We start from the raw sequence: 19,700 nt of genomic DNA, 5'->3' as shown, positions 1-19,700 counted from the left end.
CCTACTTCGATAATGATTCAAATACTTTTTCAACAGCGAATGCACCAGGGTCTTTTACCCCATTTAAGGTGTCGCTGTTTAAATAAGACGAGCGCCCAGCGTTTGCTTTAGTCATCGTTAGCGTGCTCTCTGCCCCTGCTTTTGCCGCCAGTACTCCAGCAGTAAAACCATCTTTCTTCCAGGCTTCAAAAGCCGGGAATAAAGCATCGATCATGGTTCTATCGCCTACTGCAGCGCCGCCGTAATGCATCATTCTGGCTAAGCCAGCTTGCAGGGCCGCTACTAAATCATCATTGCCAGCTAACTCTCGACCAGCCGCGGTAAAGAAGATAGACAGCAATACACCCGATGAGCCGCCCATTACCGTAGTTAACTGTTGGCCAATCACCGTCATCAGCAGCGCAGGCTCGTTTAAAGGCAATTGATTAGCGTCTAATTCGGCAAGCACCTTACGTGCGCCAGAGGCAAAGGTTGAACCGGTATCTCCATCGCCCACAATGGCATCGAGGTGGTTTAGTGCACTTTCGCTATCAATGATGGTGTTACACACAGTGCGTAAAGCGCTGGCCACTTCATCATTTTGCGAAGCGGCAAATTTAACGGTCGAAGACTGCGACTCACAGGCTGTTGTCACTAAAGGCTGCTTAGTGCTAACGCCAGGCCATGCACTTGTTTGGCTATCAGCAAACAAGGCGGCACGTTTAAGCTCGTCGAGCTTTAACATTGAGATAGAGAAGCCTTTCATATCGATGGCGGTCATCAGCGGTGCCGGGCCAATAAAGTATTCGGCGTTTTCACCCAGTGCAGACTCAACGACATCTTTTGCTACTACGTTCATCTCAATAGGAGATAGGCCGCCTAAGTTGTTAATCAGCACAGCGTGGCTATCGCTAGGGCACGCAGTTAGTAGCTTATCCGACATTATGCGCACCAACTCTTTACACTGGCTTAGGTCAATAGTTTCTATGCCTGCTTCACCATGAATCCCCAAACCTAACTCAGCTTTACCTTTTGCAATGCGCTCTTCAGTGTTATCACTGGGTAAGGTGCAACTCTGTAAGGCAATGCCAATGCTTGCCGTTGCATCAATGGTGTCTTGTGCCGCTTTGGTTACGGCGGCTAGATCTTCGCCTTGCTCGGCGACATAACCGGCAACTTTATGCACAAATAAAGTGCCTGCAATACCACGAGGTTTAGGGTTATCCGGAATGGAGATGTCATCGCTTACAATTACCATCTCTACCTTGCAGCCCATTTCTTTGGCCTTCTCGCAAGCAAGCCCAAAGTTAAGTCGATCGCCAGTATAATTCTTAATAATCACCAAGCAGCCAGCATCGCCGGTAACATGCAATATTGCATTAAGCACTGCGTCTACACTTGGGGCGGCAAACAAATCACCACACACCGCTGCAGTTAACATGCCCTTGCCAACAAAACCGGCATGTGCAGGTTCGTGGCCCGAGCCACCGCCACATATAATTGCCACTTTGTCTTTACGCCAATCTGATCGGGCAATAACTTTAATGTCATTGCCAAAATCTAAGCGGCTAAGGTTATTGTGTTGTTGGGTATATAAGGCTCCATCAATCGAGTCATTTACCCACGATTCTCTGTCATTAATCACTAAATCGGCCATGTAAAAAAACCTCCGTTATTTACTGCTAGTTACTAACTTCTTTAATGCCTTTGCTAGTGCCTTGTTGTTTAATCCGCGTTTCCCCTTGTGCTTACACTGTGCAACAAAGCATGTGTAGCAAAGCCCGCCTCGTTGGCTTTTATAGCCATGAACACAAAATGGAAACGTTTACATATAAAAGCAAGAAAACACTGTATTTAGCTTTTAAGGCATAGTGGAGCAAGTAATAAAGAAGCCGCTGCAAAAACGCCACAACGGCTAAGCAGTGCGTGAATAACAGTGACAACTCTATAACAGCTACATTTGGGGTTTAAAAACCAGCCAATTGGCAGTGCAACATTTCTGATGTTAATGTGTTCCTCTATAAAAAATAAATCAAGAGAACAAGTGTAAACGTTTACAAAAATGAGATGTGCGGCATAATTTAGTCGGTAAATAACTGCAAATAATGAAATGATTAGCTGAGGCTAACTAAGCGAGATAGTCGGCCACAGTTGGCACAAAGCTAAGTTTTAGTTAGCGCTATGCAGAGCTAAGTACTTCGCTGCTTCGTTTGCCAATCAGGGGCTATCCAAGTGCATGCCGTAGAAGGAGCAAGCGGTGGTTTTCCTAAAACAGAGTCCGCTATTTTCTCCGCCACCATAATGGTAGGGGCGTTAAGATTACCATTAGGAATAGTAGGAAATACTGAGGAATCAATCACCCGTAAGCCAGTAATGCCTTTTACTTGGCACTGGCTATTTACCACGGCCATTGGGTCATCATCACCGCCCATTTTACAACTGCACGAAGGGTGATAAGCACTTTCTACATTTTGCCTTACCCACGCATCTATCGCTTCATCCCTGTTAATATTAGCGCCGGGTTGAATCTCTTCGCCGCGATAATCATCCATGGCTGGCTGCGCCAAAATCTCTCGACTTAAACGAATACAGTCACGCCAGTCTTGCTTGTCTTGCTCGGTGCTAATGTAGTTAAACTGAATATTAGGTTTGGCATGAGGATCGGCCGAGCTAATCCACACTCGCCCTCTGCTTTGGGGTTTATTAGGCCCAACATGAACCTGAAAACCATGTCCACTAAAAGCAGCTTGGCCGTCGTAACGCATCGCGGCGGGTAAAAAGTGATATTGAATATTCGGCCATTTAAGTCCAGCCCGCGAGCGAATAAACGCGCAAGATTCAAAATGATTAGTTGCGCCTAAACCGTCTTTTCGCAATAGCCAACGCGCGCCAATCAAGCCTTTGCTAATTAGCCCTAACTTACTGTTAAGGGTTATCGGCTGGCGACAGGCATATTGAAAATACACTTCTAAGTGATCTTGCAGGTTTTCCCCCACACCTGGCAAATCTTGCACCAGCTCAACACCTGCATCTTTTAAAACGGCTTTCGGCCCAATGCCCGATAGCTGCAATAACTGCGGCGAACTTATAGAGCCTGCAGCCAGCAGCACTTCTTTGTTGATAAACAGCTTTTCTACTTGACCGGCTCGCTCAATTTCTACCCCAATAGCATGTTGGTCTTTAGTTAATACCTTGCGAGTAAGCACGCCCTTTAACAAGGTGAGGTTGCTGCGCTTAAGAGCACGGCGTAAGTAAGCGTTTGATGTTGAAGCGCGCACGCCTTTGTCTACGGTCATATGCATGGGACCAAAACCCTCTTGCTGGTAACCGTTGTAATCACTGGTTGTTGGGTAACCCGCTTGCTGGCCAGCATCGATAAAGGCTTGGTAAAGCGGGTTCAAGCTCATATTATTACCGCCACAGGTAGCCAGTGGGCCATCGCCCCCTCGGTAATCATCAGCGCCTTGTATCCACGACTCAGCCCGGCGAAAATAGGGCAAGCACTCTTGATAACTCCACCCCTGTGAGCCCTGCTCTGCCCATTCATCAAAGTCGCAAGCATGACCACGCACATACACCATGCCATTAATCGAAGAACTGCCACCAAGCACTCGCCCTCTTGGGCAATGCAAACGGCGATTATCGATACCCGGCTCTGGCTGGCTTTCAAACTGCCATGCATACTTTTTGCTATTCATGGGGTAAGACAAAGCGGTAGGCATTTGAATAAATATACTTTTGTCGCTGCCGCCCGCCTCAAGCAATAAAACCCTATGTTTACCGCAAGAACTTAAGCGGTCGGCTAATACACAACCCGCCGAGCCTGCGCCAACAATAATGTAATCGTAATTGGTGTTCATCTTATTCCCTGTTTGGCCAAACTAGCCTAAGCAATTGTTAGTGCTGAATGGCTTATTCGTAAGGGCTTTCTAAGTCACCTAACTCAATCATTACACTTTTGTTTTGGGTGTAGTGATTAAGCGTTTCTATGCCATTTTCTCGGCCAATGCCCGACTGTTTATAACCGCCTACGGGTATTTCTGCTGGAGAGCCGCCCCAGGTATTTACCCAGCAAATGCCGGCTTCTATTTGCGCAATAACTCGATGAGCACGCGATAAGTTTTGGGTGAACAAACCCGCGGCTAAGCCATATTGGGTAGCATTGGCACGCTTAACCACTTCATCTTCGTCACTAAAACGGAGAATCGACATTACTGGGCCAAAAATTTCATGCTTAACTTGCGGCATATCGTCGCTACAATCGGCAAAAATGGTGGGTTGCACAAAGTAACCTTTATCTAAGCCATTGCCCGTTTCACGCTGGCCACCACATAGTAAACGTGCGCCAGAAGCTTTTGCTGCTTCAATAAAACCCAGCACCTTCTCTAAATGATCACGTGAGATAAGCGCGCCAATTTGTGTCTCCGTATCACTTGGGTCACCCACTTTTAGCTTGCGTGTTCGATGGGTAATTTGCGCTACAAACTCATCGTAAATTGCATCATGCACAAACACCCGCGTACCGTGAGTACACACCTCTCCTTGGGTATAAAAGTTAGCTAGCATGGCTGCCGACACCGCGTTATTTAGCTTGGCATCGTCAAATACGATGAGAGGTGACTTACCACCCAGCTCCATAGTGATGTCTTTGAGCGTACCAGCAGCATCGGCCATTACCTTCTTACCGGTGCCAGATTCACCAGTAAACGAAACCTTGGCGATATCAGGATGACGCGACAGCATTTGCCCAACTCGGTAATCACCTTGCACCACGTTAAATACACCTTCAGGCACGCCAGCCTCGCTAAAGATCTCTGCCAATTTGAGTACAGACAAAGGGGTTTCTTCCGAAGGTTTAAACACCATGGCGTTGCCTGCCGCTAAGGCAGGGGCAGATTTCCACATGGCAATTTGAATGGGGTAGTTCCACGCGCCTATTCCGGCACATACACCTAAGGGTTCGCGGCGCGTATAAAAAAACTGACCGTGGCCTAAGTCTTGTTGCTGGCCTTGGATAGCAGCCGCCAAACCCGCGTAATACTCAATCACATCGGCACCAGTAACAATGTCTACTGCTATTGCTTCTTGAATGGGCTTGCCAGTGTCTTTCACTTCTAGCTCTGCCAGCTCGTCGTTACGTTCGCGTAATATGGCCACCGCTCGCATCATAATGCGGCCTCGCTCAGCGCCACTCATAGCCGCCCACAATTTAAAGCCTTGCTGCGCAGAGGCCACAGCGCGATCAACATCCTCGACAGAGGCCTGAGTAATTTCGGCTAACGTTTCGCCAGTGGCAGGGTTAGTCGTGATAAATGTATCCGCCGAAGAGCCTTCAAAGGCTTCACCATGGATATAAAGAGACTTCATTGTCATCAAAATGCCTTAGTCCTTAGCTGTTGTTGCTTAGTTAAAACTTAGCCTAAATAGGGAGCGAGTTGTTTTTCTAGGTAATCTGCTACCAGCTTTTGCGCATAATCAGCAGAAATACCCTCGGGATTAAGTGCCCCGCGCAGCCAAATACCGTCGATAAGTGCTGCTATGCCTTGGGCAACAAAAGCGGCTTGTTCGGCAGGTAAAATGTGTTTGAGTTCAAAACGAAGGTGCGACAATAAGCGGCGCTCATTCACGCGTTGCAAGCGATGTAAATCTTGGTCGTGCATAGCCTGCGCCCAAAATGCTAGCCAGGTTTTAACTACCTTGCCTTCTACTTGGTAGCCATCAAAATTGGCAGCAACAATCGCCTTAACCCTCGCTATTACATCGTTGGGCTCAACAGCTTGCAGATGCGCAATGGAAGCGGCAGATAACTTACGTAACACAGTACGCATAGTTTCTTCTAATAAGCCGTGTTTACCACCAAAATAATGATGAATAATGCCCGAAGACACACCTGCTTTTTTACTAATTAAAGTCACGCTTGCGCCCGACAAACCTACTTCGTTTATCACCGCCATAGTAGCTTCTACCAGCTGCGGTTTACGTATTTCAGGCATCCCTACCTTTGGCATAAGTGTCACTCAAATTTTATTAATTGAACATCCAATTAAAAATAAACTACAGCAATTCGAGGGTAAGTCAAAGATTAGACAATTTGATTTAAGTTCAACCTTCAATAAGCAATTGTTAAATTTAAGTTTTAGACCTCTTACTTTGTTGACACTTAATACCAATTACAACAGAATTACCACTAATGATTTATTTGTGATTAATGGATTAACCAATGAGCGATGACATTCTAATTTGCTTCAATAAAAGCAACTGCAGTAAACCGCCATGTGATACAAATGATAAAGAAGCTTTGTTGGCTTTTAGAAAAGATAACCCACATATCTTAAGTAATACCATTCCTCATGGAACGCCATTTGTAGTAAGACAAATGAAGCCAACGCAAGACCGTAAGCCTTGGCAACAGCTCTACCCTCAAAAGGCACGCCAGCTAAGAGAGCTCCGCTTACTTCCCCGCCAGCAACGAGTAAACATTGCAGACATGCTTAATCAGTTCGGCTCAGACTTAGTGACTGCAATGGCCGAATTTAACCAAGAGCATATCGCTCCTTTAGTATTTCACGATAAAATTGATCCAAGAAAAACAGGCAATCAAGCTGGGTACTCAGGAGCAGCTGCGACCGTGATTGAACAGAGGTTTAATACTTTTGGGGCAACGGCTGAGCGATATCAGAAAGCTTTAGAAGCAGTACGCAGAGGAAAGCTAGCTAAGCTCAGTAAAATCGAAATGACCAAGCTAGAGCAAGCCGCAAAAAGCATGCACGCGGAACTGACGAGAAAGTTTCACCGAGAGATCAACAAATACGCGAGTAAAGCCAGCTCTAGAGGTAACGCTTGGACCAGTGCTCAACGTGGCATAAATCAGGCTAAAAGCGCTCGTAGCTTCCAACCAATAAAGCTTTCCACCACCAAAGAATTTAACTTGATAAAAGGTTTTGCCAGCAAAACAAGCATGTTAGGTTATGGAGCATTAGCCATTGATGCTGGCGTTCGTGGTGCTGGTGTATATGACCAATACAAAGCAGGAGCAAACTGGCAGAAATCAGCAGCAGTTGAAACTGCAGCCTTCGGCTCTGCTGCTGCTGCTGGAATGGCTGTTGGTTCCGTTGTAACTTCAACACTTTTAGGTATCGCACTATTCTCAACACCAGTAGGTTGGGTTGTAGCAGTAGGAATTGGGGTAACAGCGGGATACGGTGCAGCTGTAACAGGTGACACTGTTGGCCGTTTCTTTGCAGAAAGTGCCTACAAACTGGGCTCGAGCATATAATGAATTCATTAAATTTTGAAGATTACCTTGCTATTGTCGGTTTTGTTATTTTTCTAAACTGGGGAATAGCAACAATAGTCTTTAGAAAAATATCTGTTAACCACTTGGACAACGAACTATTAAAGGAAGGTTTTGGCCCAGCTGAATGGGATAAAGGCTTCGGAACACGAATAATGACATACGCCTTAGTCATCGTTAAAAAAGAAGTAAAAAGCACGCCGATTGTCGATAAGAACGCAGTTAAAAGACATGCCAGAGCAAAAGATATTAAACTGGCTTGGTACTACAATATATCTTCTGTGATATTTTTCATTTCTATTTTTTCTATATATTTTTTAATAGGATAGTAGAGCACGTCAAAGCTCTATGAAATGATTAGCCTAGTGGAAGTGCTTAATAGTATCGTGGCAGTGGGACTACCAATCACTTTTCTAACCTTCTCGATATCGCTCCTCTTATTTGGTCGCATATCGCTAAAACACTTCGATAAGCAGATAAAAAAAGTGCATGGTGACATACCAGAATGGGATAAAGGCTTTGGTACCCGTTTACCCATGTATGCCTTAACCGTAGTAAGTAAGCGAGTTGGCAACATACAACTTTACGACGAAAAACTAGTACAACGTTCAATAAGAACTATAGACAAAGTGTTAGCTGTTATTCTTTTAACCTCATCAGTCGCCATATTATTCATTGGCCTAACCCATTACCTCATGTTTGGCTAACTTTATTCGAATCAAAGAAATAGCTAACCGAAATAATAGGTTAGCTATTCCCTTCTTCTATACAGACTATCTCGAACACCGTTTCCGCAGTGAGTTCTCAAATTGGGTAAAAAAAAGTGGACCACAAAAAAGTTCAAAACGAATAACGTTATCTTTAATGGTTGATCAAATTGCTTTCACCTAAGTCCCTAACCTAACAACAGCTATATTCCACTTACTTTGTCCGCTTGTTACTTTTAGCACTTCTGCCTGAGCTTTTCCCACTGCGGCTTCCTCGCCCTTTCGATTTACCTTTGTAATCCGCAACAGGGTTTGGCTCAAAATTGCCATACACATCGTCGTCATCGCTAGGCGGTTCTGGCTGTTTTTGAGTAGGAGCAAAGCGCGGGATAACATCCAATGTAAACTGGCGGCCAATCAGTCGTTCTATTGCCTTTAGCTGTTTAGACTCATCTTCACTAAACAATGAAATCGCCAAGCCAGAGGCTCCAGCACGCCCGGTGCGGCCAATACGATGCACGTAGTCCTCTGCAACATAAGGTAAATCAACATTAATCACACATGGCAGTTGGCTAACATCAATGCCTCGCGAAGCGATATCGGTAGCCACCAGCACTTTTATGCTGCCACCTTTAAAGCCCTCTAAGGCATTGGTTCGCGCATGTTGGGTGCGGTTTGCATGAATAGAAGCAGCCGTAATCCCCACATTCGCTAACTGAGAGACCAAAGCATCGGCACCGCGTTTAGTGCGACTAAACACCAGCACTTGCGGCCATTTATGCTTTTTAAGCAGGTGGATTAACAAGGCGTTTTTACGTGCTTTATCTACCGGATGAATACGTTGTTTAACCGTATCAACGGTGCGATTTACTGCGGTTACTTCAATAAGCTTGGGGTTATTAAGCATGCCCCTGGCTAGTGCCTTAATCGCTTGAGAAAAGGTGGCAGAGAACAGTAAAGTTTGGCGCTGTTTAGGCAGTAAGCTTTGAATACTGCGAATATCGTCGATAAAGCCTAAATCCAACATCCGGTCTGCTTCATCAAGCACTAAAATCTCAAGCTGCTCAAACTTAACAGCCTGTTGTTTATAAAGATCAAGCAATCTACCCGGCGTCGCCACCAGCACGTCTACTCCATCTCGCAGCTGAGCGATTTGCGGCTCAATCCTCACCCCACCAAATACCGCAGCAGTACAAATGTTCATATTGCTGCTGTAGTTTTTAACACTTTCGGCAACTTGTGCAGCCAGCTCTCGAGTTGGGGTAATCACTAATGCCCGCACCGCTAAGGCCTGCGGCTTGTTCCCACCCGCTAACAGCTGCACCATTGGCAAGGTAAAAGCGGCCGTTTTACCGGTTCCAGTTTGTGCTGCCGCCATTACATCACGCTGGCTTAACACAGCTGGAATCGCTTCAAGCTGTATAGATGATGGCGTGGCATAACCCTGCTCTGCAACGGCTTTTAGCAAAGCATCACACAAACCTAACGCACTAAACGACATAAACAAGCCTTATAAAACAAGGTGCTTTAATAAAAGCACTGTAATACTGGGAGTAAATACTCACCAGCTAAGCGGCTTAGTGTAACCGCCAAGGCCGTAAATACCACGCTAAAACCGTCGCCTTTATCGCAAGTAAATATAAAAACATCACTCCCACTGTTATCAACGCCAGCCACTTCTCAGTAATGATCCAACCTACTATTTTCAAAAACCTCATTAATTGATTTTCTATTGATAATACAGCAGTATAAATACTCTAATTGATAGAGAGCGGTTTAGAGTATGACAGTAAATTTCGCTAGCAAAATTCTCGGTACTAGGCCCTACCCAGCTAAGCCAGATCTTAATGCCGACCTAAAGAAATTTGAGAGCGATCGAGGCCGCATTATTAACAGCGCAGCGGTTCGGCGATTGCAGCAAAAGACCCAAGTTTTCCCCTTAGAGCGCAACGCCGCAGTGCGCAGTCGCCTTACTCACTCTTTAGAAGTACAGCAAGTGGGTCGCTATATTTCTCAGCTCATTTGCGAAGCCTTAGTTGATGAACAAAACAGCTACCAACTTAAAGGCTTAGAGCGCCAGTTAGAAAGCATTGTTGAAATGTCCTGTTTAATGCACGACATAGGCAACCCGCCTTTTGGTCACTTTGGCGAAGAAGCCTTAATTGATTGGCTAAGTGAAAACCTCAACCACCTCTACCAAAGCTCTCAAGCAACAGAACTAGATGAAGACCAGAACGAAAAACCGAAACAAAATCTGCCAAAAGCGATTCATCGAGATTTAGTCAGCTTCGAGGGCAACGCTCAAGGCATAAGGCTTATTCACTCCTTATTAAAGCTAAACCTCACCTACTCGCAAGCCTCTGGCATACTCAAATACACTCGCTGTGGAACAGAAGCCAAGCCAGATAAAAGCGCACCGTTTAGTTACTTAAAAAAGAAAGTGGGTTATTACCTTAGCGAGCAAAACTACATTCAAGACATTCGCTACAGCCTAAATATAGAGCAATACTGCCGCTCGCCGTTTTCTTACATTATGGAAGCGGCGGATGATGTGTCTTACGGCATTGCCGATTTAGAAGACGCCATAGAAAAAGGCGTGCTGAGCATTAAAGAACTAAAGCACGCCCTATTAGACACTTTTGCCAAGCTAAGCAGTGAACATGGCTGCAGCAAACCAAAAGAAATGGACACCATTCTCGACTTTGCTCACCAAAGTAAAAAACCACAGCTAAGTGATGAAGAAAGAGACGCAATGTTTTTTGTTTACCTGCGCGTAGCAGTAAACCAACGCTTACCTGAACATGCCAAAAACCAGTTTATAGAAAACTTAGAAGCGGTTTATCAAGGCAACTTAAACCGCGCACTTATCGAAGATGGCAGCGTAAACCACCTGATTGTAGAAACCTTTAAAAGTGTTGCGCTAGAGCGTTGCTTTTGCCACCCAGAGGTAGAAGCCCGCGAGCTACAAGGCTACCAAATTATCTCTGGCTTAATGGCCTGTTACCAACCGCTACTTGCGCTAAGCCAAGGCCAGTTTGAATACTTAGTAGATAACACAAAACCCAAAGAAAAAAGCTCTGCTTATATACAGCGCCTATTCAAAAAGCTGCCATCTAAGCATTTGGCGGCCTATCAAAAGGCTATGAGCGAAGCACCAGTAAGTGATGCGTTTGGCAGTGAGCAATGCCGCGAGTTTTACTACCGCACACGGCTGATTATTGACTATATCAGCGGCATGACCGATCAATACGCCTACGACGAGTTTAGAGCGTTTAATGTGATAAGTGATTTTTAGATAAGGGAGTTAAAGGGAGCAGATATTTAAAGTTACTCTGACTCCTTTTATTTCCTTTATAACATAACCTAAAGAACAGGGCGTCCCACGAGACCCGGGATCTAAAGGGCTGATGTTTAAAGGGCATAGAATATTAACGCATTTTTCAGTTGGCGCTTAAAAAGAGCAAACGTAGTCTGTGATAACTTGGAGCTCTTTAAATAACTGTACTAAATAAAAAGACTTTATTATCATCGCAGCAATTTAAATTAAAACTTACACAATTACAAAAGGATTTCCATGAATGACATTGAGCTTCCATTAAATGGAGAACACCGAAATTTCAATAAGCCTAACGAAGTCACTTCACCTGAAATTAAAAAATTACATAAAATAGCCAAAAAATTTAATCTTGAGATAGAAGAAAGTGATGAAATTGACACCAGGTTTGAGCAGAATGAAATTTCATACGTCATAAATACAGATGGAGATTTAGTCTCATTAAAAATCTTTATGATCGACACTGAAACCAGCACCTCATTTTTAAATAATCTTGAGCTTAAAAACCTATCACACTTATATATGAGAGGTTTCACCATTGACTCAATATGTGAATTAAATAAATTCAAAAAATTAAAGAAACTGGAATTTGAAAGTTGCATTTTTTTAGAGTCGAAAGAGAAGCTTACAACAACTTGCCTTGAGTATCTAAGTGTAATTGAAACCAACCTGACCAATTTATCCTTTATAGAAAATCTGGAAAAGATTGAGAGAGTGCTCTGTTGTCACTCTCCTATATCTTGTTTTAAATGGCTAGAAAAATTATCAAACATAGTAGAATTAAATATAGGAGGCTCTGATTTAAAAACTTTAAATCAATTACCTACCCTACCCAACCTTAAGCAACTAGTATTCTGGACAACACAAGTAAAAAATCTTAAAGGCATTGATAGATTTCAGAAACTAGAGCGTGTTTATTTCACAAACAACAATATAATCAGTCTAATAGAGTTAACATGTTTATCTAATCTTAAAGTCATCTACGCTAGAGATTGCAAAATAACTCAAATCCCCCTAGAAGTACTATTATTAAACTTACCTATTTGTCTTAACGGTATAGATGATGACACGGGTAATGGTATTTATTTGGAAGATAACCCCCTTCATTTCCCTCCGATTGAAATCATTTCAAGGGGTAATGAATCGATGCAAAGTTATTATAACTCTTTGCAAGGTGAAACAGGAAAGCTCAACGAAGCTAAGTTAATCTTAGTTGGCGAAGGGGCTGCTGGTAAAACATCTTTAATAAAACGTTTTATAGATGATGAATATGACGAAAACGAAAATAAGACAGATGGTATTTCTATTCGCCCATGGGTAATCTCTTCAAATGATAAGACTAAAGAGACAATAAAAGTGCACTGTTGGGATTTCGGTGGGCAAGAAATAATGAGAGCCACTCATCAGTTGTTTTTATCTGAACGCTGTTTATATCTAGTAGTTTTAAACATTCGAAAAGATGATAATCCAGAACATTGGATAAAACAAGTAATGGCAGTAAGTAGCAAATCACCTATCTTAATAATTTTGAATAAATCTGATCAACAGTTTGATGATAATTTGACTCGCCAAGTATTGTTAGAAAAGTATCCTAATATTTGTGGCTTTCACAAAGTTAGCTGTAAAAGTAATTACGGCATTAAAAAACTAAAAGAAGAGTTAATTAAACAAATATCTAAGCTAGAAATGAGAAATTTTATACTAGCCCAAAATTGGTTGAAAGTAAGACAGGATATTGAACAGATAAAAACAAACTCAGATCACATTCAGTTTCAAAAGTTCATAGAAATTTGTGAAAAAAATGGGATTTCTAACCCTGATTCACAAAGCGTGTTGCTGACATTGTTAAATGACCTAGGTCAAGTAATTCATTTTAAAGGATTAGAAGAGCTTAACACACAAGTTTTGAACCCTACATGGATTACAGAAGGTATTTATACTCTAATCAATTCAGATACCCTTGCTAAACAGCACGGTATTATTTCTAAACAAGAAGCCGAATCGCTACTTAGATCAGAGTTTGATTGTGGAAGATATAAAGGAAAGTCAGCATTTTTAATGAAGGTAATGGAACAATTCGAATTGTGTTACAAAATTCATGTAGTTGGTCCTTCTAAAGACCCAAAATACTTAATCCCCGATTTATTACCTACAGAGTTAAAACCAAACCCTAAATTAAATAGTGGAATAAATTTTATATATAAGTATCAAGGTTATTTACCACCCGAGTTAATGGCGAGATTCATCGTTAAAACCCACCAGTTGCAAACGCCTAAAAATAGTTGGCGTTACGGAGTACTGCTTCAAAGTGAAGAGTTTGATAGTCAAGCAATAGTTACATTAGATAGGGAGGAAAAAGAAATACGAATAAAGGTAGAAAGTGGAGAGCAACGAGGCTTCCTAGCGGTAATTAGAAATTACTTTTTCGAAATCCACAAATCTTACAAGACTAAAAACATTGGATTAGAGGAGTATTTAGTTCTTACATGCGAACATTCTTTGAGACAAAGCTATATAGCTTATAGTCGCCTTGTTAAGCTTGAAAAGCGGATACTGCAAAACAAAGATAATGATATTCAATACGATGATAAATTAGATGTCGAGTATTCAGTTTCAAGCCTTTTAGATGGTGTAGAGTCAGCTGAGAGTAGGCATAAAAAATATAAGTATTCAAATGGAGGAGGAGAAACAATTGTGAATAATCATATTAACATGACAGCAAGCCCGACGATAAGCCAGTCTGTAGCTCAGGATAACCAACAGCAAAATAGCCAAGAAGTTTCTATTAGTATTCAAATACAGACTTTTGCTAGCCAATTAAAAAATTGGGGAGAAGAACTTATAGAGGATTTAGGTGATTCAAGTGAAATTAAAGAGAGTCCTGAACTAGTTAAATTATTACCGCGTGCAACCAAAGAGCTGCATCGAGCAAATGATGCAATTGAAGGAATACAATCTGTAAAAGATACAAAGCAAGCGATTAGCTCAATTGACAAATTCGTTAAAATTCAAAGTTTTATTCAAGACTGTATAACAGGAAGTAACAAATTTGGAAAACTCATACAAAAAGCAGGAGAAGGAGTTGGTAAACTTCAACATTTAGGTAAGGAGTATAACAAAATTGCTAATAAGTTTGGGTTTCAGGTAGTACCTACAGTTTTACTAGGCGAGCCTGACTAAGACAGGGGGATAGTGCTAAGCCTCTACCTATTATACGTGGTGCTAAATTGTTATTATGTTTTCATTTTCGTCCTCACGTTAAGCCCTGCCACTCTCCTTATTTTATTTGCCTTTCGGCTAGCTCGTTCGGCTAATACCTGTGCTATACATAGGATGTTGGCAGTAGCCGAGTTACGCTGTTGTTGTCGGTTTGGAACGCGTTAAGGTTAACGCGTTCCGGCACTCGAAGTACTAACTGAATACGCCGCAATACCCGTTTAGCGTTCCCACGTACCAAGCTATAATCTCTCACTCGCTGTAAGCCCTTGGGCAATACAGGCTGCAAGATAAGCTTTAAGAACGTTAAGGTATAAAAGGGGGCAGAGTCTGAGGGCTCCCCACTAATAATAAATAGAAGGGGTCAGAGTAACTTTAAATTCAACTGCTTAAGTTCTATAACTATTCGAACAAAAAAGCGAAGCACCAATGCTTCGCTTTCTATCATAACACACTGAAAAGGTTTCAATTTTTACTCTTGATACGCTTCCATTGGAAGGCAAGCACAGAATAAATTTCTATCCCCATATACATCATCAATGCGGTTTACTGTAGGCCAGAATTTGTTTTGCTTAACTGCGTCACATGGGAACACGGCTAGCTCTCGGCTGTAGTTGTGAGTCCACTGAGCATCGGTAATATCATCTAGAGTGTGCGGGGCAAATACTAGCGGGTTGTCTTGCAAGGTCCACTCGCCGGTTTCTACTTTGGCGATCTCGGCACGTATCGATAACATGGCATCAATAAAGCGGTCGATTTCGGCTAGTGATTCCGACTCGGTAGGCTCAACCATTAAGGTGCCCGCTACTGGAAAGCTCATGGTTGGCGCGTGGAAGCCGTAGTCATTTAAGCGCTTGGCTACGTCCATTTCGGTAATGCCGGTGGCCTCTTTAAGTGGGCGCATATCAATAATACATTCGTGCGCAACGCGGCCATTTTGTCCGCTATACAAAATAGGGAAGCCTTGGCTTAAACGGCTGGCTAAGTAGTTGGCGTTGAGAATGGCAATCTCTGATGATTGGCGCAGCCCTTGGTTACCCAACATGGCAACGTACATCCAACTAATAGGCAAAATAGACGCGCTGCCATAAGGCGCAGCCGATACCGCGGCATTGGCGTGGCTAGCTTTACCGTTACTTACTACGCTGTGGCCTGCCACAAACGGTGCCAAATGGGCTTTAACGCCAATTGGCCCCATGCCTGGGCCACCGCCACCGTGTGGAATAGCAAAGGTTTTATGCAGGTTTAAGTGGCTTACGTCTGAGCCAATAAAGCCCGGTGAAGTAATGCCTACTTGGGCGTTCATGTTGGCGCCGTCCATGTACACTTGGCCGCCGTTGTCATGAACAATGTCGCAAATCTCTTTAATGGTTTCTTCGTATACGCCGTGAGTACTTGGGTAGGTAATCATTACACATGACAACTGCTCGGCTAGCTCTTCGGCTTTGCTGCGCATGTCGTCCATGTCTACGTTGCCCTCTTTATCACAGGCCACTACCACTACTTTTAAGTTAGCCATTTGTGCAGAAGCTGGGTTAGTACCGTGCGCCGAGCTAGGAATTAAACAAATGTTACGGTGATGGTCGCCGCGGCTAGCATGGTATTTTTGAATAGCTAACAGGCCTGCGTATTCACCTTGCGCGCCCGAGTTTGGCTGCATACAAATTGAATCGTAACCGGTAATGTTTACTAGCCAATCTTCTAGCTGGCTAATCATAGCGTGGTAACCCTGCGCTTGGTCACTTGGGCAGAAGGGGTGCATGCTCGAAAACTCTGGCCAAGTTACTGGAATCATCTCAGCGGTAGCGTTTAGCTTCATGGTGCATGAGCCTAGCGAGATCATCGAGTGGTTTAGCGCTAAGTCTTTACCTTCTAACTTGCGAATGTAACGCAGTACGTCGGTTTCGCTGCGGTAGCGGTTAAATACTTCGTGCTCCAAAATTGGCGTATCACGTAAAAGCGTTTCTGGAATGCAGGTTTCGCCTTTCACAATGTCATCTAAACGCGCGGCATCTAAGCCGTGATCTTCGCCTAGTAATACGGTGAATAAGTCATTTACGTCGCTTGCAGTGGTGGTTTCATCTAGGCTAAGCGCTACGCTGCCGTCTAAATCCATACGCAAGTTAATACCTAATGCTTCACTGCGTGCTTTGATCGCGTCTTTATCGCTTACTTTAATGCTTAGGGTATCAAAGTATTGGGCGTGCTCTGGGCTTAGGCCTTTGGCCTCTAGGCCGTGAGCAAGAATAGCGGTTAAGCGGTGAATACGCTGGGCAATAGTGCGCAGGCCGTCTGGGCCATGAAATACTGCATAAAACGAAGCCATGTTGGCTAGCAATACTTGGGCAGTACAAATGTTTGAATTAGCTTTTTCGCGGCGAATATGTTGCTCGCGGGTTTGCAGTGCCATACGCAATGCAGGTTTGCCACGGCGATCTTTAGATACACCAATAATACGACCCGGTAGCGAGCGTTTGTAAGCGTCACGGGTTGCAAAAAATGCGGCATGTGGGCCGCCGTAACCCATTGGTACACCAAAACGTTGGGCACAGCCTAGTACAACATCGGCACCCATCGCTCCCGGCGATTTAAGCATCACCAAAGCCATAATATCGGCCGCTACAGCCACAATGCCTTTGTTGCTATGCACTTGTTCAATTAGCTCGCTTAGATCGCGCACTCGGCCAGTAGTGCCGGGGTATTGCAGCAGCGCGCCAAACACATTGTGCTCAACCACGCTTTCGGCTGGGCCTACTTCTACGTCGAAGCCAAAGAAATCGGCACGCTCTTTTACTACGTCAATGGTTTGTGGGTGAACATCGTCGGCAATAAAGTACAGGTTACATTTTTTATTTTTAGACACACGCTTAGCAAGCGCCATGGCCTCGGCTGCGGCGGTAGCTTCATCCAATAACGAAGCACTAGCTAGCTCTAAGCCAGTTAAATCTAGGGTTAACTGTTGGAAGTTAAGCAGTGCTTCTAAGCGGCCTTGGGCAATCTCTGGCTGGTAAGGCGTGTAGGCGGTGTACCAACCAGGGTTTTCAAATACATTACGTAAAATAACGTGCGGTACATGGGTATTGTGGTAGCCCATACCAATGTAGCTACGGTAAACCTTGTTTTGCTTAGCTAGCTTACGTAATGCAGCAAGCGCTTGTTGCTCGGTAAGGCTATCGCCAATACTTAGGTCTTGGTTTAAACGAATTTGCTGAGGCACCGTTTGCTCAATAAGTTGCTCTACAGAGCTTAAGCCAAGCTGTTTAAGCATGGTGTTAACTTCGGCTTGATCGGGGCCAATATGGCGGCGAATAAAGTCTTGGTTTTGCTCTAGTTCGGTTAACGGCAAAGACGGGTTCATTAAACTATTCCTGTATTACTGAAACAAAATGCGTTGCGTTTAGTCGGGTTTATTATTGTGTTACAGATAAAAAAAGCGCCCCGACTAGCGGAGCGCATTTTTGATCAAAGCTTATTCATCTTCTTCGATTGTGGCGGCGTAATCTTCGGCCGAGAGTAAGTTCTCTAGCTCGCTTTCGTCGCTCACTTTAACTTTAAACATCCAACCGTCGCCGTAAGCATCGCTGTTTACTTGCTCGGGTGAATCTTCTAGTTCTTCATTAATCTCTACTACTTCGCCGCTTAGTGGCGCGTAGATGTCTGAGGCGGCTTTAACTGACTCCGCCACTGCGCAGTCATCGCCTGCGTCAATCTCGTCGCCTACGTCTGGTAAGTCAATAAACACCATGTCGCCAAGTAGCTCTTGCGCGTGCTCACTAATGCCAACGGTGTATACGCCATCGCCTTCTGAACGTACCCATTCGTGAGTACTGGCATAACGCAGTTCGGCAGGGATATTAGCCATAATTCCTTTCCTCTATAAGTTCTTACTTAAGGTTTTAATTTAAAGTTAAATCTACAAACAAAATTCGATTATTGGGGCTTACACTTTGGCGCCATTACGCACAAATACAGGTTTTACTACTTTCACTTTAACCTGTTTTTTGCGCATTTCCACTAAGGCTTCTTCTACGTCGCAATTGGCGATACGAGCCAGCGCAATACTTTGACCCAAAGTAGGCGAGAAAGTGCCACTAGTTACTATGCCAGGTAAGGCTTCACCATATTCATTCACAACGGTAACCGCTTGGCCTGCACGCATTACGCCTTTGCTTTCCATGACTAAACCGACTAGTTTGTCGGTGCCTTCGGCTTTTTGCTCCTCAAGTGCTTTACGACCAATAAAGTCGCGCTCTTGTGGTTCCCATGCAATGGTCCAGCCCATGTTTGCCGCTAGCGGTGAAACGCCCTCATCCATGTCTTGACCATATAAATTCATGCCAGCTTCTAAACGCAAGGTATCGCGCGCGCCTAAGCCACAAGGTTGTACACCTTGCGCTTCTAGCGCTTTCCAAAGCGCTACCGCTTTATCTTGAGGAACGACAATTTCGTAGCCTTGCTCGCCGGTATAACCAGTGGTCGCAATAAATAAGTCGCCAGCTTGTACACCAAAGAATGGCTTCATGCCTTCTATCGCGAGGTTTTGGTCGTTGTCTAATACTGCAGAAGTCAGCTTTTTAGCCTGTGGGCCTTGTACCGCTATCATCGCTAGCTCTGGGCGCTCGGTAATGCTTACTGCGAAATCGCTGGCTTGTTGGTTGATCCACGCTAGATCTTTTTCACGCGTAGCCGAGTTCACCACTAAGCGGTAATCGGTTTTGCTAAAGTAATAGGTAATAAGGTCGTCAATCACGCCGCCTTCATGGTTTAACATGCCGCCGTAAAGCGCTTTACCTTTAACGGTAAGTTTGGCTACGTCGTTAGCTAATAGTGTGCGAAGGAAGGCTTGGGCTTGTTCGCCCTGCACATCAACAATGGTCATGTGGGAGACATCAAACATGCCAGCGGCTTGGCGAACAGCGTGGTGCTCTTCTATTTGTGAGCCGTAGTTAATCGGCATTTCCCAGCCGTGAAAATCCACTAACTTTGCGCCTGCGTCGAGGTGCGCTTGATGAAGTACCGTTTGCTGTGTCATGTGCTGATCCCTTTATTATGAGGACGCGAAGGATAAACTCCCCCTGCCAATGCTGAACAATTATAGCGAGATGTGCGCAACAAGAAAGCACCAATCACAAGCTGAGCTAATCTATAAGCTGCACAATTTGCTTACATC

At 44.0% G+C, this 19,700-nt stretch carries 13 protein-coding genes and 1 pseudogene; 5 read left to right on the top strand and 9 right to left on the bottom strand.

Annotated elements, in window-relative coordinates:
• Position 1: 1 nt before the first annotated feature.
• The 4 genes from ACYFDN_RS07175 to betI form a co-directional block, all read right to left on the bottom strand.
• Complete coding sequence (locus ACYFDN_RS07175) at positions 2–1,636, bottom strand: dihydroxyacetone kinase subunit DhaK (protein WP_483510570.1); 1,635 nt, start codon at positions 1,634–1,636, stop codon at positions 2–4.
• A gap of 532 nt (positions 1,637–2,168) precedes the next feature.
• Positions 2,169–3,839 carry a choline dehydrogenase gene (gene betA, locus ACYFDN_RS07170; RefSeq protein WP_483510569.1) on the bottom strand — a complete coding sequence of 557 codons (1,671 nt, stop codon included), beginning with the start codon at positions 3,837–3,839 and terminating at the stop codon, positions 2,169–2,171.
• A gap of 52 nt (positions 3,840–3,891) precedes the next feature.
• Complete coding sequence (gene betB, locus ACYFDN_RS07165; RefSeq protein ID WP_483510783.1) at positions 3,892–5,346, bottom strand: betaine-aldehyde dehydrogenase; 1,455 nt, start codon at positions 5,344–5,346, stop codon at positions 3,892–3,894.
• A 47-nt stretch (positions 5,347–5,393) separates the two neighbouring features.
• Positions 5,394–5,987 (bottom strand): transcriptional regulator BetI, encoded by a 594-nt coding sequence (gene betI / locus ACYFDN_RS07160; protein ID WP_483510568.1) that lies wholly within the window; start codon positions 5,985–5,987, stop codon positions 5,394–5,396.
• A 212-nt stretch (positions 5,988–6,199) separates the two neighbouring features.
• Here betI and ACYFDN_RS07155 point away from each other — a divergent pair, with 212 nt between their 5' ends.
• Genes ACYFDN_RS07155 through ACYFDN_RS07145 form a run of 3 tightly spaced genes read left to right on the top strand, consistent with a single transcriptional unit; the run spans position 6,200 to position 7,980 of the window.
• Complete coding sequence (locus tag ACYFDN_RS07155; protein ID WP_483510566.1) at positions 6,200–7,255, top strand: hypothetical protein; 1,056 nt, start codon at positions 6,200–6,202, stop codon at positions 7,253–7,255.
• Complete coding sequence (locus ACYFDN_RS07150; RefSeq protein ID WP_483510564.1) at positions 7,255–7,602, top strand: hypothetical protein; 348 nt, start codon at positions 7,255–7,257, stop codon at positions 7,600–7,602. The genes ACYFDN_RS07155 and ACYFDN_RS07150 overlap by 1 nt, the downstream gene beginning before the upstream one ends.
• A 24-nt stretch (positions 7,603–7,626) precedes the next feature.
• Positions 7,627–7,980 carry a hypothetical protein gene (locus ACYFDN_RS07145; RefSeq protein ID WP_483510562.1) on the top strand — a complete coding sequence of 118 codons (354 nt, stop codon included), beginning with the start codon at positions 7,627–7,629 and terminating at the stop codon, positions 7,978–7,980.
• A 214-nt stretch (positions 7,981–8,194) separates the two neighbouring features.
• Here the strand turns inward: ACYFDN_RS07145 and ACYFDN_RS07140 are convergent, their stop codons facing one another.
• Positions 8,195–9,481 (bottom strand): DEAD/DEAH box helicase, encoded by a 1,287-nt coding sequence (locus ACYFDN_RS07140; RefSeq protein WP_483510560.1) that lies wholly within the window; start codon positions 9,479–9,481, stop codon positions 8,195–8,197.
• 282 nt (positions 9,482–9,763) lie between these two features.
• On the opposite strand from ACYFDN_RS07140, the gene dgt reads away from it, so the two are divergent.
• Positions 9,764–11,275, top strand: a complete 1,512-nt coding sequence (dgt, locus tag ACYFDN_RS07135) for a dGTPase (protein ID WP_483510558.1) — start codon at positions 9,764–9,766, stop codon at positions 11,273–11,275.
• Between the two features lie 279 nt (positions 11,276–11,554).
• The gene (locus tag ACYFDN_RS07130) at positions 11,555–14,494 is read left to right on the top strand and encodes a COR domain-containing protein (protein WP_483510556.1); all 2,940 of its coding nucleotides are present in this window, start codon (positions 11,555–11,557) and stop codon (positions 14,492–14,494) included.
• 220 nt (positions 14,495–14,714) lie between these two features.
• Here the strand turns inward: ACYFDN_RS07130 and ACYFDN_RS07125 are convergent.
• The 4 genes and pseudogenes from ACYFDN_RS07125 to gcvT all read right to left on the bottom strand — a co-directional run.
• Positions 14,715–14,834: pseudogene (locus tag ACYFDN_RS07125) on the bottom strand (IS91 family transposase); the annotation flags it as partial.
• Between the two features lie 168 nt (positions 14,835–15,002).
• The gene (gcvP, locus tag ACYFDN_RS07120; RefSeq protein ID WP_483510554.1) at positions 15,003–17,888 is read right to left on the bottom strand and encodes an aminomethyl-transferring glycine dehydrogenase; all 2,886 of its coding nucleotides are present in this window, start codon (positions 17,886–17,888) and stop codon (positions 15,003–15,005) included.
• A gap of 111 nt (positions 17,889–17,999) precedes the next feature.
• On the bottom strand, positions 18,000–18,392 hold the full coding sequence (gene gcvH / locus ACYFDN_RS07115; RefSeq protein ID WP_220720420.1) for a glycine cleavage system protein GcvH: 393 nt from the start codon (positions 18,390–18,392) through the stop codon (positions 18,000–18,002).
• A gap of 78 nt (positions 18,393–18,470) precedes the next feature.
• Positions 18,471–19,562, bottom strand: a complete 1,092-nt coding sequence (gene gcvT, locus ACYFDN_RS07110; RefSeq protein ID WP_483510552.1) for a glycine cleavage system aminomethyltransferase GcvT — start codon at positions 19,560–19,562, stop codon at positions 18,471–18,473.
• Positions 19,563–19,700: the final 138 nt, after the last annotated feature.

The organism is Agarivorans sp. D1326, assembly GCF_056958115.1.
Note: the sequence above shows the minus strand (reverse complement) of the source record. Positions and strands in the feature narration are given on the sequence as shown.

Bases quoted from the DNA above. Each gene is read 5' to 3' on its own strand.
- betA (WP_483510569.1), bottom strand. From the start codon at position 3,839: ATGAACACCAATTACGATTACATTATTGTTGGCGCAGGCTCGGCGGGT.
- betI (WP_483510568.1), bottom strand. From the start codon at position 5,987: ATGCCAAAGGTAGGGATGCCTGAAATACGTAAACCGCAGCTGGTAGAA.
- ACYFDN_RS07140 (WP_483510560.1), bottom strand. From the start codon at position 9,481: ATGTCGTTTAGTGCGTTAGGTTTGTGTGATGCTTTGCTAAAAGCCGTT.
- ACYFDN_RS07150 (WP_483510564.1), top strand. From the start codon at position 7,255: ATGAATTCATTAAATTTTGAAGATTACCTTGCTATTGTCGGTTTTGTT.
- gcvT (WP_483510552.1), bottom strand. From the start codon at position 19,562: ATGACACAGCAAACGGTACTTCATCAAGCGCACCTCGACGCAGGCGCA.
- gcvP (WP_483510554.1), bottom strand. From the start codon at position 17,888: ATGAACCCGTCTTTGCCGTTAACCGAACTAGAGCAAAACCAAGACTTT.
- ACYFDN_RS07145 (WP_483510562.1), top strand. From the start codon at position 7,627: ATGATTAGCCTAGTGGAAGTGCTTAATAGTATCGTGGCAGTGGGACTA.
- ACYFDN_RS07175 (WP_483510570.1), bottom strand. From the start codon at position 1,636: ATGGCCGATTTAGTGATTAATGACAGAGAATCGTGGGTAAATGACTCG.
- dgt (WP_483510558.1), top strand. From the start codon at position 9,764: ATGACAGTAAATTTCGCTAGCAAAATTCTCGGTACTAGGCCCTACCCA.
- betB (WP_483510783.1), bottom strand. From the start codon at position 5,346: ATGAAGTCTCTTTATATCCATGGTGAAGCCTTTGAAGGCTCTTCGGCG.
- ACYFDN_RS07130 (WP_483510556.1), top strand. From the start codon at position 11,555: ATGAATGACATTGAGCTTCCATTAAATGGAGAACACCGAAATTTCAAT.
- gcvH (WP_220720420.1), bottom strand. From the start codon at position 18,392: ATGGCTAATATCCCTGCCGAACTGCGTTATGCCAGTACTCACGAATGG.
- ACYFDN_RS07155 (WP_483510566.1), top strand. From the start codon at position 6,200: ATGAGCGATGACATTCTAATTTGCTTCAATAAAAGCAACTGCAGTAAA.